Below are 15,240 nucleotides of genomic sequence, written 5' to 3'. Positions count from 1 at the left end.
GCTTTATTTATTTATACACAATTTCTTTATTTAAATTACACATTATTAAAATATTTTCACCATTTTCTGTAGTTTCTAATATTACCTTTTTGTTTAATATTTCCACTATATTTTTTAGAGTCTCTTTTGCATATTCTATATTTAATTCTCTTATATCGCATTGTTGTTTTAATATTAAATTATTATTATCATCTTTTATAATTATATTGGGTATTGTATTTATTCCGCAATTTAGATATAAAGTATCTTTCATACCTTCAAAACCTATATCTTTAAGAGTTCCTTCTACAATATTTTCTCCGTCATAAAAGCCATACTTATATAAGTTTAAATCAATACATAACTCTTCGTCTAAATATTTTCTTATAAAAGATTCATCCCTTTCTATTTCTCTTGCTTCAAAAATTTTATATCTTCCATATTTCTTTTCTATGGATTTAAATAAATTAAATCCTATATTATAAGGGTTTAATTTACCTACTATTGGTGCTACAACACTATTGTGTATTCTTATAATGTCTATAAAATAATCCTGTGGTAAGTCTAAAAGCTTTAGTATTTCATAATGCCAAAAAGATGCCCAACCCTCATTTATTATTTTAGTTTCTATTTGAGAGATAAAATAAATACTTTCTTCCTTTACGATTCTCAAAATATCTCTCTGCCATTTTTCTAATCTTTTACTATTCATTATATACGTAATTAATTCTTCCTGAAATTTTATAGAATGTGCTATATCTAAAACTCTTTCTACTTTTTTTCTTCCAATATTAAAATCATCTGCATATTTTCTTATAAGTTTTGAATTGTTTTTGAAGTTATCTAGAACCTTCTCTCCTTCTGTATTCTCTTTGAACATTCTATTGTTTTTAAAAAAATCATTATGTCCATATACATGTGCCATGGTAAGTATTTGAAGAGGTAGCGGGTTATCTTTCATTAAATATGCTATACAAGGATTTGAATTTATTACAATTTCATATGGAAGTCCCATTATATTATGCTGATATAGCGTTCTTAGTTTATCATAGTTTTTACCAAAGCTCCAATGAGGATATCTAGAGGGCATTCCTAAATATGCTTCATAACAAAGCATTTCATTATAATTTATTATTTCAAATTCTTGATCATAATAATTGAGTCCTAAATCTTTTGCAATATATTCTATTTTATCACTCCAATACTCCAAATCCTTTAAATTATACTTCATCCTCTCTCCTCCCTCATCTCTTGCTTTAATATATCTTTTAAAGCCCTCCAAAGATCTTCTTTTTTTTCAATGATAAGAGGTATAAAATTTTCTTTTTCTATTTCCTTTAGATATTTATTTCTAATGCCATTAGAGTATCCATACCCCATTATTTCTATATACCCAAACAAATTACATACATTGCTTAATTCCTTAGCTACTTTTACAGCTCTATCATTATCTTCATTCCAATTATCCCCATCACTAGCATGAAATGTATATATATTATATATCTGTGGATTATACCTTGTATTTATTATTTCTAATGCTTTCTTGTATCCACTGGATATATATGTTCCTCCAGATTCAACTTTATGAAAGAATTCCTCTTCTGTAACTTCTTTTGCCGTAGTTGAGTGGGATATAAAGCATATATCTACCTCTTCATATTTCATTTTTATAAATTTGTATATCATAAAGAAAAAAGACCTTGCCATATATTTTTTCATTTGATCCATTGAAGCGGAAGTGTCCATTATGCATATTATTACTGCATTATATTCTTTATTTTTATTAAGTTTAACTCTACTATATCTTAAATCATCTTTTTTAAAAGGAAATCTTTCAGCTATATCTCTTCCCAATACCTTTTGGGTAGCCTGTTTTCTTTTTACTTTTTCTATAGCTGTTCTTCTTTTAGCTAACCTTGGAGATATACCATGTTTTTTAAATCCTTTTTTCCTTTTAAAACTATCATTTAATATCTTATTAAATTTTTTCTTTTTTAAATTAGGAAGTTCTAAATCATCAAATATACTCTGAAATATTTCCTCTATAGTTACTTCAGTTTCAAATATATCCTCACCTTCTATTTCTCCTGCTCCAGCTCCTCCACCTTGCTCTGATGCTCTTTTTAATGCTATTTTCTGCCCCTTCTTTTCATTTCCTTTTCCTACTACCACAAAGGATCTATTTTGAGAATATGTGAACTCATATTCCTTAACCCCCTTTATAGGTACCTTTATTTTTATGTTTTCTTTTTGTATAGATATATCTTCCTGTAGTAATACATCTACCAAATTATCTTTTATAGATTTCTCCACTAATTCTCTATGCCTTTTTCTATCCTCCCCTGCTCTATTATAAGAAATTGGTGTATAGATTCTAAAGATTGCCATTAATCAGTCCCTCCAAAAGTTGTTAGCAGCATATCTTAATGTATAAAATGCACATGTATCACAATATCCATTATTTTTTAACTTTTCTACTATAAATTTATATTTTTCATCTTGGGCTTTATTTCTTATTTTAGAAGGATTTATTATCCTACTAATCTCTCTTGATGATGATATTAATTTTCTTTCAATAGCTTCCTTTAAAGGTTTATAACAATTACAATTTATTTCTTCTCCCTTTCTAATAAGATATAATATATATGCTACTACATCCTTCCTAAAACCCTTGGATGAATTTTCAGTAACTCCTATTTCTTCTTCTATTTCTCTCATAAATTCTTCATCTGGGTCTAAATTTTCTCCTGTAATATTATCTTTTAGATAAACTTTATTTACATAGGCCTCCGCATGGTCTAGATAATTATTAAACAAAGCCTCTCCTTGTGAATTGAAACTTTCTATAAAAAATTTAGTAATTTCTTTATATAAAATTTTATTATATTCTTTTCTAACTACATCTTCTAAAAAACTAATATATTTATCCTCAACTTCCTCACATAGATCTTTTTCCTTTACTGCTGTTATAAGACTATTTATTACATCTATAGGATTTATGCAACTGCAATTACTTTCACATATAGCATTGTTTATTGCCTTTATTATAAACCTTGTAGAAACTCCTGTCATACCTTCTTTTTGTCTACATTCTTCTTCTAATTCTTCTCTTTCTATTTTTTTTATTGAAGCTTTTTCTACTATTTCTTCTCCATTGTATATTTTAAGTTTGGTCATTAAATCTACTTTTTCAGAAGAATTTAATCTAGTTAATATAGCAAACATAGCTGCCACATCTATAGTATGAGGTGCTATGTGCACTTGAAAATTACTATTCTTTAGTATCTTTTTATATATTTTTTTCTCCTCATCTAATTCTAAACAATAAGGAACCTCTATTTTTACAATTCTATCTAATATAGCTTCATTAGTGGGATCTGATTTAAACTTGTTCCATTCTCCTTCATTGGAATGGGCTATTATAACTCCATCATAATATACCATAGAGCCTTTTCCTGGAGAAGGAATTAATTTTTCTTGTGTGGCTGTAATTATAGAATGTAAATATTCTATATCATTTTTAAATATTTCTATAAACTCAACTATTCCTCTATTCCCAACATTAAAAGCTCCATTTAGGGAAAATATTCTGGGATCATGTTCCGAATATATATCCATTTTAGATATGTCCACAGATCCTACTAATACAGAAGTATCTTGATTATTAGGATCTACCGGCGGCACAACTCCTACTCCTCTTCGTTCCTTTATAGAGAAACCTATCTTCTGTACTGGAAATTTTTCAATTTCACCATTAAATTCTTCTCTAAGTCTATAAGTACATACTGGACATAAATCCCCTTCTATTTTCAAGTCTAACTCTTTTTCAAACTTTCTTCTTAAATTATTTGGAATTAAGTGTAAAGGTTCTTCTCTCATGGGACAATTTTCTAAGGCATATATGGGCTCACTATCTTCTAATGCTATTTTTATAGCCTCAACTATAGAAGATTTGCCAGATCCTACTGGTCCAACTAGATAAAGAACTTGTTTACTTTCCTCCCCTTCCATGGAAGCTGCATAAAAATAATTAACAATTTTCATAAGTGTTTTATCTATACCAAAAAAATCTTCTCCGAAAAAATTATATTTTTTTATACTTTCATTTTTATCTACTATATGAAACCCCTGTTTAATTATCAGATCATATATTCTCTTATGAGCAAACTTACACACCTCTGGATTTTCCTTTACTATATCTAAATAATCAAGAAAACTGCAATTAAATGCTTTTTTCTTTTGGCAATTCCTCTCTCTTTCTATTAAATCTTTTAAGTTCATAATTTCCTCCAAACAAATTTATAGTAAATCTTTTATTTTTATTGTATTTATATTAAAGATATCCTTTCTTTAGAACAAGTTCCAAAGCGAATTCAATGTTTAATTTTTAGAATAATTAGACTATAATTAAAAATATAACTATTTTAATTTTGGGATGGAGGTATAAAAATGGATTTTTTAGATTTGAGAAGTGATACCGTAACAAAACCAACAGAAAATATGAGAAAAGCTATGTTTAAAGCTAATGTTGGTGATGATGTATATGGTGATGACCCTACAGTAAATGAACTAGAAGAGTATGCTGCTAATTTGGTGGGGAAAGAAACAGCCTTATTTGTTCCAAGTGGAGTTTTTGGTAATCAACTGTCCCTTTTTACTCATTGCAAAAGAGGTGATGAAGTTATTTTAGGAGAGGATTGTCATATAATAATGCATGAAACGGGAGCACCTGCTGTTATAGCTGGTGTACAATTAAGACCTATAAAAAGCGAAAATGGATTCATGTCATTAGATGATATACAAAGTAAAATTAGAGGTGAAAATATTCATTTCCCTGATACTTCTCTTATATGCGTGGAAAATGCTCATTCCTGTGGAAGAGTTATCTCTTTGAAACATATGGAGAAAATATATAATATATCAAGGCAACATAATATACCAATACATTTAGATGGAGCTAGGCTATTTAATGCAGCTGCATATTTAGATGTAGGTGTTAAAGACATAACCAAATACTGTGATTCTGTAATGTTTTCCATTTCTAAAGGACTTTGTGCTCCTGTTGGATCAATACTTGCAGGTAGCAAGGATTTTATTAAAAAAGCTAGAAAGAAAAGAAAACTCATGGGTGGCGGCTTAAGACAAGCAGGGGTGTTAGCAGCACCTGGACTAGTAGCTTTAAAGGAAATGATTCCTCAATTAAAAAAAGACTATGAAAATGCATTATTATTAGGAAAAGAATTAAGTAAAATACCAAATATAAAAGTAAATTTAGATGATATAAATATTAACATGGTATTTTTTTCTATAGAAAATATAGATTATGATGAAGTAGATATAATAAATAAATTTTATAGTAAGGGTATAAAAATTAATGGTACCGAAGACGGTAAATTTAGATTTGCCACACATTATTGGATTAAAGAAGAGGATATTTCATATATAATAGAAACCATGAAAATTTCTCTGCAATAACTGAATTAATTTAACCTGCCTCTTTGTTATTAATTAGTATCATGTAATATTTGGTAACAGAATTAGTACTTTATTATTTTATAATTAGACTGTATAATGAAATAAAGAGGAGGGATTTTTATGAAAAAATTCATAGCATTATTAATTGTTCCATTTTTATTCTTAGCTTCTTGTAATAAACCTGAAACATCAGAGCCTAATTCTAAAAATGAAAATACAGCCTCCAATAAAGAGGTATTAAATTATACTGTTAAAGATTTTTATCCATTTAAAGAAAATATAAGGCTTAAATATAAAGGTGAAGGTAACGAATTTGCTGATAAAGATATTTATACTGACTTTATAAAAGGAGATAGAATTCAAATAAGGGAAGTAAATCCTGGAACTACTTCAGCTAAAGTAATGGAAATTAAAGATGGAGAATTAAGACTTATAACTGCAAAATCAGAGTTTTATTATAGAGATAATATAATAGATACTGATAATAAAGAATACGAGGTTTTATTAAAGGAACCTTTTAGTAAAGGAACCTCTTGGAATCTTCCAAATGGAGATAAAAGATATATATCAAATATAGATAAAGAAATCCAAGTACCATTTGGAAAATATAAAGCTATAGAAATAACCACAGAGGGTAAAAATTATAAAAACTTTGATTACTATGTAAAAGATATAGGACTAGTTAAGTCTTTATATTCTTCTGATGGCATGGAAATTAAATCAGAACTTGAGTATGCAAAAAATAACGTTCCTGTAGTTCAAACTGTAAAGTTTTATCATTATAATGCTGCTACAGATAAAATTGTCTTTGTACAAAACAAACTAAATTTCAAAACTAATGATACTGTTGTATCTCAAATGGAACCGTATTTTAAAAAATCACCATCTGAAGAATTAAGTCCATTAATTAATTCGGCTATTAAAATTAATAAGATTTCCTTAGATAGTAGCAAAAATACAGTAAATGTAGATTTCTCAGATAATTTTGTTAAAGCTATGAATGTAGGCGGGGGAATTGAAACATCCATGCTAACATGTATAACTAATACTCTATGTAATTATTACAATGTAGATAAAGCTTATATAACGTTAGATGGTAAACCATATTCTTCTGGTCATATTCTTTTAAATGAAGGAGAAACCTTTAAAGTAAATTATAATAATATAAGTGAATACACTAAATAAAATATAAAAAATACCCTGAATTATTTGTTCAGGGTATTTTTACTAACCTTTAATTACTACTTTTAAGATGAAAATATGACATTATAGTTTTATCATCTACAATTTCTCCTGAATTTATTTTATCCTCTAATTCTTCAAAAGAAAGCCATATTCCTTCAGTTACATCTACATCTTTAATTTTACTAGAGTTAAAGTCATCTTTTTTAATTCTAGTTTTAAATATGGTCATGTTACTTGCACTAAATCCAAGTATTGGTTTATAGGAAACTATTCTTTGTAAATTATTTTTTTCTACTTTTAGGGCTGTTTCCTCTTCTAACTCTCTTATTATGCAAGACTCTTCTGGCTCACCTGTGATATCTAATACTCCAGCGGGTATTTCTAAAGTTTCTCTCATTACTGAAGGTCTAAATTGTTTTACAAGTAATATTTCATCAAATTCATTTAGAACCATAGCCGAAACTGCATCATGATTTTTTAAAATTTCATATTCTTTATTTCCAATTAACCTTTTATATAATTTTAGCCATCCGCTGTATACTAGTCTTTCACTCATAAAAATCACCCCTTAGTTTTTAAAGCTATGTATAGGTGCAGGAATTCTTCCTCCTCTTTTTACAAAGTCTACACTTGAAAATTTGCTAACTTTCATAATTGGAGCTCTTCCTAAAAGTCCTCCAAACTCTACTTCATCGCCTAAACCTTTTCCTGGCACTGGTATAATTCTTACTGCTGTAGTTTTATTGTTTATAACTCCAATAGCAGCCTCATCTGCTATAATACCAGATATGGTTTCTGCAGAAGTATCTCCTGGTATTGCTATCATATCTAATCCAACAGAGCATACACAAGTCATAGCTTCTAGCTTTTCTATAGATAATGCTCCTTTATTTACAGCATCAATCATTCCAATATCTTCGCTAACAGGTATAAAAGCTCCACTTAAACCGCCAACATGACTACAAGCCATTACTCCTCCTTTTTTAACAGCATCATTTAAAAGTGCAAGGGCTGCTGTAGTTCCTGGTGCTCCACATCTCTCAAGTCCCATCTCTTCTAAAATATGAGCAACACTATCTCCCACAAAAGGAGTTGGGGCTAAGGATAAGTCTACTATACCAAAAGGTACATTTAATCTTCTAGATGCTTCTTTAGCTACTAATTGTCCCATTCTTGTAATCTTAAAGGATGTTTTCTTTATAGTTTCTGCAACTACATCAAAACTTTGTCCCTTTACATGTTCTAAGGCTGCTTTAACAACCCCTGGTCCACTAACACCTACATTTATTACGCAATCTCCTTCTCCAACACCGTGAAAGGCTCCTGCCATGAAAGGATTGTCTTCTACAGCATTTGCAAACACAACAAGTTTTGCACTTCCTATGCCTGCATTTTCCTTTGTAAGTTCTGCAGTTTTCTTTATAATTTCTCCCATTTGTTTAACAGCATCCATATTTATACCGCTTTTAGTGCAACCTATATTTACTGAAGAACACACTTTTTCAGTACTGGCTAATGCTTCAGGAATAGATTCTATTAAAATTCTATCACCTTTTGTGTAGCCTTTTTGTACTAATGAAGAAAATCCCCCTATGAAATTTACTCCCACAGTACTTGCTGCTTTATCTAATACCTTAGCAAATTCTACATAGTTTGTATCCTGAGATGCACCTGCTATAATAGATATTGGAGTAACTGAAATTCTTTTATGTATTATTGGAATACCATATTCCTCTTCTATTTCTTCTCCGGTTTTTACTAGTCTTTCTGCATTCTTACATATTTTATCGTAAATCTTCCTTCTAGCCTTTTCTCCATCTAAGTCTGCACAATCTAACAGTGATATTCCCATGGTTATAGTTCTTATATCTAATTTTTCTTTTTCTATCATTCTTATAGTTTCAAGTATATCGTATGAATTAATCAATTATAGTCCCCCTTTTCTATATTCTGTGCATAGAATTAAATATATCTTCGTGTTGAACTTTTATAGAAACCTTTAATTCTTCTCCCTTTTTAATTAACTCTTCTTTCAAATCTGTAAAAGAAACCTTTGACTTTTCCATATCTACAAGCATAATCATAGTAAAATATCCACCAATTATAGTTTGGCTAATATCTAATATGTTTACATTGTTTTTATATAATTCTGTACTAACTCCTGCAATTATTCCTTCTTGATCCTTTCCTATAACTGTTATCATTGCTTTCATATTATTTCCTCCTTTTTAATGCTTTAATTATAAACAGAGTTCTTGGCTTTAGAGGGAGTTTTTACTCCCTCTAAAGCTTATAAATCGTTATCCAGGGACTTAGCTGCCTTTACTCCCACTTTAAAGAAGATAAGAGTATTAGAGCTGGTAGTCATCGGATAAATCAAAATTTATATTCATATCTTTTAAAAATTTAACTTTTCTTATGTATATTTCTTCTCTTTCTTTTATTATCTCTTCTGCAGGAATACCCCTACATATTTCATTATATTCTAATTGCCATTTTCTTAAAAGTTCTAGGCATTTAATTATTGCTGTGCCTTGATTTGTAAACTGTTGTCCTTGCATTCTCAATGTCAGCTCTTTGCAAAAATCTAATAGAAGTTCTTTTTCTAATGGTCCTCCTCCTGCCCACACATGCTTTGGTTTAAGTCCACTCCATAATTCTGATTTAGTATCCTTCCAAATTTCTATAGCCTTATTCATATCTTCTTCTCTATTAGATAGCTCTTTTAAGCCTACATCCATACTTTCCTTTATTTCCCCATAAAACATATTTAAAACTCCACCAGTCTTTTTATAAGTGGATTGATATAAAAATTCTACCTTATCTAAAGGTAACATTCTTTCATATTCATTTAGTATGGGAGAATCTTTTACTTCTGGTAATACTTTAACCACTCCTGATAAATCTTTATTTAGTATGGTATATTCATAAAGTGTTTTACCTTCTAATTGTTCATAGGCTTCATTTATAGAACATTCTATTTGTATTAAAAATAACTTTACTGCAGATAGTTGATTTGGAAGCCATATACTTTTTTCATTAACATTATTATTTTTCATTTAAAGTCTCTCCCTTCAGCGTTTTTATAATTTCTTCATTAGTCATATTCTTATAGTCCTTATTACATAGTTCTTTTAATTTTCCTTCATCTTTTTCTACTAATTCATAATAAAACAATATACTACTTATAGCTTTATTTTTTAAGTTCTCTGGATTTAATGTGTAATCACTGTATTTTATAGCCTTAATATAAAATTCAAAAAATTTTTCAAATATTCCTAAAAGATAGTATATAAACCCTAAATTATAATAACAATCCCCATCATCACCTTTTAATTTTATCGCATTATTGAAAGCATCTTTAGCTTTAAATAAATCTCCATAATACATAAGATTTATTTCACCTAAAACATATTCTACATAATAGTTGCTTTTATATTTTCTTAGTTCTTTATGGTATTTTTCTACTAGAGTAACATTTTTCTCTTTACTAGCTTTTATAAATAAGACCATTAAAGTACTCCAGTTTAAATCCAATCCATTTTCTTTATCCATATATTCTTGAAAATAATCCTGTAAAAATTTACTATATTCAAATTCCTTAAGAATAATTTCCCTATAATTTTTTTCATAGATTACTATATCATAGTTTTTTTTAATTTCATCAACATACTTTTTATAATTAGCCATTTTCTGCCTCCTCTTTAAAATGTTCAATAATCATATTATATATCTTTAGTCCTTTAAAAATCCAGTCCCATTTTTGGTAATGAACAACTAACAATGAATAATTTAGGTGGATTTTCTTCCGCTTTGCTACAAAATAGCTTGTGTGACAAATGTAAATATCGCTTTACTTCTTATAAAATAGACTTAAAAGTTTTTGCTTAATAAACAACTAAAATAAATTCAAGGCAGCCTACTGACTTGCGACACAGTCGCTAGATTAATAGTAAATAATTTAATAAAAGTTTCGCTTCGCAAAATTTTTATTTTATGTTGTATAAAGAAAATGTAGCACAATAATTGTGCTACTAAGTATACAAATTTTATTTTTTGGAAATCCAAGGATTATCTTCTATGTAAAATCTCCATAAAAAATCTTTAGCTTCTTCCGCGTATTCTATACCTATTCTTTTGCTTTCCACTATATTAAATTTTTCTTTATCATTATGTTCTATGTAAAGAGTTCCTTCATTGCAAAGATCTTGCTTATTATTACTTTTATCTATATTTAAGGCTATACATAATTTTCCTGGCCCTGTGGTTAAATTTTTAAATTGTGTTTTACTTATTTCACTTATAGGCTTCTTGTATCTTAAATATGCCATTTTTTCAATTCCCTCTAAAGGTTCTATTGCCCTTATAAGAACTCCTTCTGCTTCTCCTTCTACTTTTGTAATCACATTAAAACAATGATACATTCCATATATAAGGTAAACATAGGCAGTGCCTGGCTTTCCATATAAAGGCATTACTCTTTCTGTTTTTTTCCCACCATAGGCATGACTTGCTTTATCAATAGCTCCAATATAAGCTTCCGTTTCCACTATCTTTCCCTTTAGGGTTATCCCTTCTACTTCATTAACAAGAATCTTTCCTAAAAGGTATTTAGCAACTTGCAGGGCACTTTTTTCATAAAACTTTCTTTGAATTTTCATAGGATACCTCCAAAAGCATACTTTAACTCTAATTATATAAATAATTTAAACTAAATTCCTATTTAGAGGTAGTTTTAGATTATTTAAAGTAATTTATTCCCGCTTCAAATATTCTTTGGTTCTTTTCACCTGGAATATTTTTATATAATCCTTCTCCTATTCTTTCTGAGTGAGCCATTTTACCAAGAATTCTTCCATTTGGACTTGTTAATGCTTCTACTGCATATAATGATCCATTTGGATTAAATTCTATATCATAGGTTGCGTTTCCATTTAAGTCCACATATTGTGAAGCTATTTGACCATTATCTATTAATTTTCTTAATACATCTTCATCAGCCATAAATCTTCCTTCTCCGTGAGATATAGGTAATGAGAAAACATCTCCAACTTTTATATTGTTAAACCAAGGAGATAAATTAGATACAACCTTTGTTCTAACTATTTTAGATACATGTCTTCCTATTTTGTTTTGAGCTAATGTAGGAGATTTTTCATCTAATTCTCTTATTTCTCCATAAGGTATTAAACCTAATTTAATAAGTGCTTGGAAGCCATTACATATACCTAAAATTAATCCATCTCTGTTCTTGATAAGATCCATTACTGCATCTTTTATTTTTTCATTTCTAAATACTGTAGCTATAAATTTACCAGAGCCATCCGGTTCATCGCCAGCACTAAAGCCTCCTGGAATAGCTAATATATTAGAATTTCTTATTTCTTTTGCATAAGCATCTATGGTTTCTTCTATATCTTTTATAGAATTATTTCTAAATACTAAACTAGAAACCTGTCCTCCTGCTTTTATAAATGCTTTTGCTGTATCATATTCTGAATTGGTGCCTGGAAAAGCTGGTATAAATACTTTTGGTTTTATATTTTTTATTATAGAAACATTTTTATTACCTTTTTCAAAGCTTATATTATTTATATTATCCTTAATCTGATCAGTTTTTGTGGGAAATATACTGTCTAAAGGTTTTATCCAACTTTCTAAGGCTTCGTCTATTTTTATAACTTCATTTTTGATTTTTATACACTCATATTCTATAGTGTCACCTATTAATTGCCAATTACTATCTTTTAATTCTCTATCTAAATCCATCTCCTTAGAAAATTCTAATATAATTGAACCATAACTTGGATATAATAACTCTTCTAAATTCCATTCTTTACTATTGTCAAAGCTTATTCCTATTTTATTTCCAAAGGCCATTTTATTTATAGCCTCTATTATTCCTCCCTCTTTAACGGTATAAGAAGATAGTACTTTTCTCTCTTTTATTAATGAATGAACTACTTTAAAGTTTTTCTTTGCCATATCTAAATTAGGAATGTAATTTTCATCTGTATCAACTTTTAACATTACAACTTTACTATTTTTCCCTTTAAATTCTTGTGAAATACTGTACTTTGTATTTAGTATCCCTACTGCAAAAGATATAAGCGTTGGCGGAACATTTAATTCTTTAAAGGTTCCTGACATACTGTCTTTACCACCTATGGCAAAGGTCTTAAATACCTTTTGTGCTTTAAGAGCTCCAAGTAGCGCCGCAAAGGGTTTTCCCCATTTAGTTTTATCTTCTCCTAGGCTTTCAAAATATTCTTGGAAGCTTAGATATATATCTTTATAATTTCCACCTAATGCTACAATTTTTGTTATAGATTCTAATACTGCATACAATGCTCCATGGAAAGGACTCCACTTAGATATATATGGATTAAATCCATAGGACATAATTGTAGCTGTTGTAGTTTGCCCATGTAAAACAGGAATTTTCGCAACCATACCTTCACTTGGAGTTAACGCGTATTTGCCTCCAAAAGGCATTAAAATAGTAGACGCTCCAACAGTATTATCAAATCTTTCAACCATACCTTTTTTACTACATACATTTAAATTTGAAAGAGTTTCTAACCATGCTTCTTTAATAGTTTTATATTTATCTGTACACTTAGTAAAATAGTTTTCTTCTTTTTTAGGTGATAATACTTCTACATCTATCTTCTTTTTTACTCCAAAACTATCTAAGAATTCTCTTTTTAAATCTAATATTTTATCTCCACGCCAGTACATTTCAAGTGTTTCATTAGAAGTTACATCTGCGATTTTAGTAGCTTCTAGGTTTTCTTCTTCTGCAAGACTTATAAATCTTTCTAAATTTTTGCCATCTATTACTATAGCCATTCTCTCTTGTGATTCAGATATGGCAATTTCAGTTCCATCTAATCCTTCATATTTTTTAGGTACTTTATCTAGGTCTATATAAAGTCCTTCTGTTAATTCTCCAACTGCTACAGATACTCCACCAGCTCCAAAATCATTGCATCTTTTAATCATTTTACATACTTCTTCGTTTCTAAAAAATCTTTGGATTTTTCTCTCTGTTGGAGCATTACCCTTTTGAACCTCTGAACTACATTCTACAATGGATTTTTCTGTATGTTCTTTAGAAGAACCAGTAGCTCCTCCACAACCATCTCTTCCTGTTTTTCCTCCAAGTAATATAACTACATCTCCTTCTTGTGGAGCATTTCTCACTACATTAGAAGCTTTAACTCCTCCTATTACAGCTCCAACTTCCATTCTTTTAGCTATATATCCTTCGTGATATAGTTCATCTACAAATCCTGTGGAAACACCTATTTGATTACCATAGGAGCTATATCCTCCAGCTGCTTCTGTAGTTATTTTCTTTTGAGATAATTTTCCCTTTATAGTGTCCTCTATTTTTCTTCTAGGATCTGCACTTCCCGTTACTCTCATAGCTTGATATACATAAGCTCTACCTGATAATGGATCTCTTATTGCTCCTCCAAGACAAGTAGCTGCTCCTCCAAAAGGTTCTATTTCTGTGGGATGATTATGAGTTTCATTTTTAAACATAATAAGCCACTCTTCAGTTTCTCCATCTACTTCTGCTTCTATTCTTATACTACAAGCATTAATTTCTTCACTCTTATCTAGTCTTTGTAGCATTCCTTTTTTTAAAGCTTCCTTCATGCCTATAGTAGCAATATCCATAAGTGATTGATATTTATCATCCTCTCTATCTTTATGGGTAAATTCTCTACTATTTAAATAATCCTCATAAGCATCTTTTATAGGTTCTGTTAAATGAGTCTCTTCTATTTTCACATTTTTTATTTCTGTATTAAAAGTTGTATGTCTGCAGTGATCTGACCAATATGTATCTATAACTTTTATCTCTGTTATAGTTGGATTCCTATTCTCTTTTTTAAAATAAGCTTGACAATATTTTAAATCTTCTATATCCATAGCCAAACCTTCCTGTTCTAGAAATTCTTCTAAGCCTTCTTCTTTTAAATCTATAAAATCTTCTAATATTCTCACACTTTTAGGTTTAGCAAAATTTAAATCTAGAGTATTAGGTTTATTAATACTTCCTTCTCTTGAATCTACATCATTTATACAATAATCCTTTATTTTATTAAAATATTCGTCTTTTTTTATTCCCTCTAGTATATATAACCTTGAAGTTTTTATATTTATACCACTTTTTCCTGTAAGAATCTGTACACATTGTACCGAAGAATCTGCTCTTTGATCATATTGACCTGGCAAATATTCTGATACAAAAAACTTATCTTTCTTTCCAATAGGAAATTCTTCTTCATACACGTTATCTACAACAGGATCTGAAAATATAGTGTTTTTAGCCTTTTCTAATTCCTCTGCATCTAATCCTTCTATATCATAGACATTAACTATTTTTAATTTTGAAATTCCTTCTATACCTAAAGTAAGTTTTAAATCCTGTTGAAGGTTTGATGATTCTACGTCAAATTTATCTTTTTTTTCTACATAAAGCCTAAATATATTTTTTTTCATAGAGTTTTATCCCCCTTAACGAATATTATGTATATATTTTTAATTTATGTTCGTATATATTATAACATATATTTTTTTCATTTC

At 29.0% G+C, this 15,240-nt stretch carries 12 protein-coding genes; 2 read left to right on the top strand and 10 right to left on the bottom strand.

The window, feature by feature from the left end; translation table 11 throughout:
- Positions 1-7: 7 nt before the first annotated feature.
- From B5D21_RS03335 to B5D21_RS03325, 3 genes are read right to left on the bottom strand one after another with little or no spacing between them, the layout of a single operon-like run.
- On the bottom strand, positions 8-1,210 hold the full coding sequence (locus B5D21_RS03335; protein ID WP_035110074.1) for a SpoVR family protein: 1,203 nt from the start codon (positions 1,208-1,210) through the stop codon (positions 8-10).
- Complete coding sequence (gene yhbH / locus B5D21_RS03330) at positions 1,207-2,367, bottom strand: sporulation protein YhbH (RefSeq protein WP_011099286.1); 1,161 nt, start codon at positions 2,365-2,367, stop codon at positions 1,207-1,209. The genes B5D21_RS03335 and yhbH overlap by 4 nt, the downstream gene beginning before the upstream one ends.
- Before the next feature lie 3 nt (positions 2,368-2,370).
- Complete coding sequence (locus tag B5D21_RS03325) at positions 2,371-4,260, bottom strand: hypothetical protein (RefSeq protein ID WP_035110076.1); 1,890 nt, start codon at positions 4,258-4,260, stop codon at positions 2,371-2,373.
- 168 nt (positions 4,261-4,428) lie between these two features.
- Here B5D21_RS03325 and ltaE point away from each other — a divergent pair, with 168 nt between their 5' ends.
- Both ltaE and B5D21_RS03315 read left to right on the top strand, forming a co-directional pair.
- Entirely contained in the window at positions 4,429-5,454 is a 1,026-nt protein-coding gene (gene ltaE, locus B5D21_RS03320; protein WP_011099284.1) for a low-specificity L-threonine aldolase, read from the top strand.
- Positions 5,455-5,574: 120 nt separating this feature from the next.
- Complete coding sequence (locus B5D21_RS03315) at positions 5,575-6,639, top strand: GerMN domain-containing protein (RefSeq protein WP_011099283.1); 1,065 nt, start codon at positions 5,575-5,577, stop codon at positions 6,637-6,639.
- 49 nt (positions 6,640-6,688) lie between these two features.
- Here B5D21_RS03315 and B5D21_RS03310 read toward each other — a convergent pair whose 3' ends face one another.
- The 7 genes from B5D21_RS03310 to B5D21_RS03280 form a co-directional block, all read right to left on the bottom strand.
- On the bottom strand, positions 6,689-7,195 hold the full coding sequence (locus tag B5D21_RS03310; RefSeq protein WP_035110079.1) for an NUDIX hydrolase: 507 nt from the start codon (positions 7,193-7,195) through the stop codon (positions 6,689-6,691).
- Between the two features lie 12 nt (positions 7,196-7,207).
- On the bottom strand, positions 7,208-8,566 hold the full coding sequence (locus B5D21_RS03305) for a PFL family protein (RefSeq protein WP_011099281.1): 1,359 nt from the start codon (positions 8,564-8,566) through the stop codon (positions 7,208-7,210).
- Between the two features lie 16 nt (positions 8,567-8,582).
- Positions 8,583-8,852, bottom strand: coding sequence for an ACT domain-containing protein (locus B5D21_RS03300; protein WP_035110081.1), 270 nt, complete (start codon positions 8,850-8,852; stop codon positions 8,583-8,585).
- 138 nt (positions 8,853-8,990) lie between these two features.
- On the bottom strand, positions 8,991-9,698 hold the full coding sequence (locus B5D21_RS03295) for a hypothetical protein (protein ID WP_011099280.1): 708 nt from the start codon (positions 9,696-9,698) through the stop codon (positions 8,991-8,993).
- Positions 9,688-10,329 carry a tetratricopeptide repeat protein gene (locus B5D21_RS03290; RefSeq protein ID WP_035125319.1) on the bottom strand — a complete coding sequence of 214 codons (642 nt, stop codon included), beginning with the start codon at positions 10,327-10,329 and terminating at the stop codon, positions 9,688-9,690. Before B5D21_RS03290 ends, B5D21_RS03295 begins: the two co-directional genes overlap by 11 nt.
- Before the next feature lie 359 nt (positions 10,330-10,688).
- Entirely contained in the window at positions 10,689-11,300 is a 612-nt protein-coding gene (locus tag B5D21_RS03285) for a DNA-3-methyladenine glycosylase (RefSeq protein WP_011099278.1), read from the bottom strand.
- Between the two features lie 79 nt (positions 11,301-11,379).
- Positions 11,380-15,156, bottom strand: coding sequence for a phosphoribosylformylglycinamidine synthase (locus B5D21_RS03280; RefSeq protein ID WP_011099277.1), 3,777 nt, complete (start codon positions 15,154-15,156; stop codon positions 11,380-11,382).
- Between the last annotated feature and the right edge of the window lie 84 nt (positions 15,157-15,240).

This window comes from Clostridium tetani (assembly GCF_900167265.1).
In the GTDB taxonomy this organism is placed as follows: Bacteria; Bacillota; Clostridia; order Clostridiales; family Clostridiaceae; genus Clostridium_G; species Clostridium_G tetani.
This window is presented reverse-complemented; position numbering and strand designations above follow the sequence as displayed.

What these genes read in the sequence shown, in the direction of transcription:
- B5D21_RS03335 (WP_035110074.1), bottom strand. Translation starts at nt 1,210, where the DNA reads ATGAAGTATAATTTAAAGGATTTGGAGTATTGGAGTGATAAAATAGAA.
- yhbH (WP_011099286.1), bottom strand. Translation starts at nt 2,367, where the DNA reads ATGGCAATCTTTAGAATCTATACACCAATTTCTTATAATAGAGCAGGG.
- B5D21_RS03325 (WP_035110076.1), bottom strand. Translation starts at nt 4,260, where the DNA reads ATGAACTTAAAAGATTTAATAGAAAGAGAGAGGAATTGCCAAAAGAAA.
- ltaE (WP_011099284.1), top strand. Translation starts at nt 4,429, where the DNA reads ATGGATTTTTTAGATTTGAGAAGTGATACCGTAACAAAACCAACAGAA.
- B5D21_RS03315 (WP_011099283.1), top strand. Translation starts at nt 5,575, where the DNA reads ATGAAAAAATTCATAGCATTATTAATTGTTCCATTTTTATTCTTAGCT.
- B5D21_RS03310 (WP_035110079.1), bottom strand. Translation starts at nt 7,195, where the DNA reads ATGAGTGAAAGACTAGTATACAGCGGATGGCTAAAATTATATAAAAGG.
- B5D21_RS03300 (WP_035110081.1), bottom strand. Translation starts at nt 8,852, where the DNA reads ATGAAAGCAATGATAACAGTTATAGGAAAGGATCAAGAAGGAATAATT.
- B5D21_RS03295 (WP_011099280.1), bottom strand. Translation starts at nt 9,698, where the DNA reads ATGAAAAATAATAATGTTAATGAAAAAAGTATATGGCTTCCAAATCAA.
- B5D21_RS03290 (WP_035125319.1), bottom strand. Translation starts at nt 10,329, where the DNA reads ATGGCTAATTATAAAAAGTATGTTGATGAAATTAAAAAAAACTATGAT.
- B5D21_RS03285 (WP_011099278.1), bottom strand. Translation starts at nt 11,300, where the DNA reads ATGAAAATTCAAAGAAAGTTTTATGAAAAAAGTGCCCTGCAAGTTGCT.
- B5D21_RS03280 (WP_011099277.1), bottom strand. Translation starts at nt 15,156, where the DNA reads ATGAAAAAAAATATATTTAGGCTTTATGTAGAAAAAAAAGATAAATTT.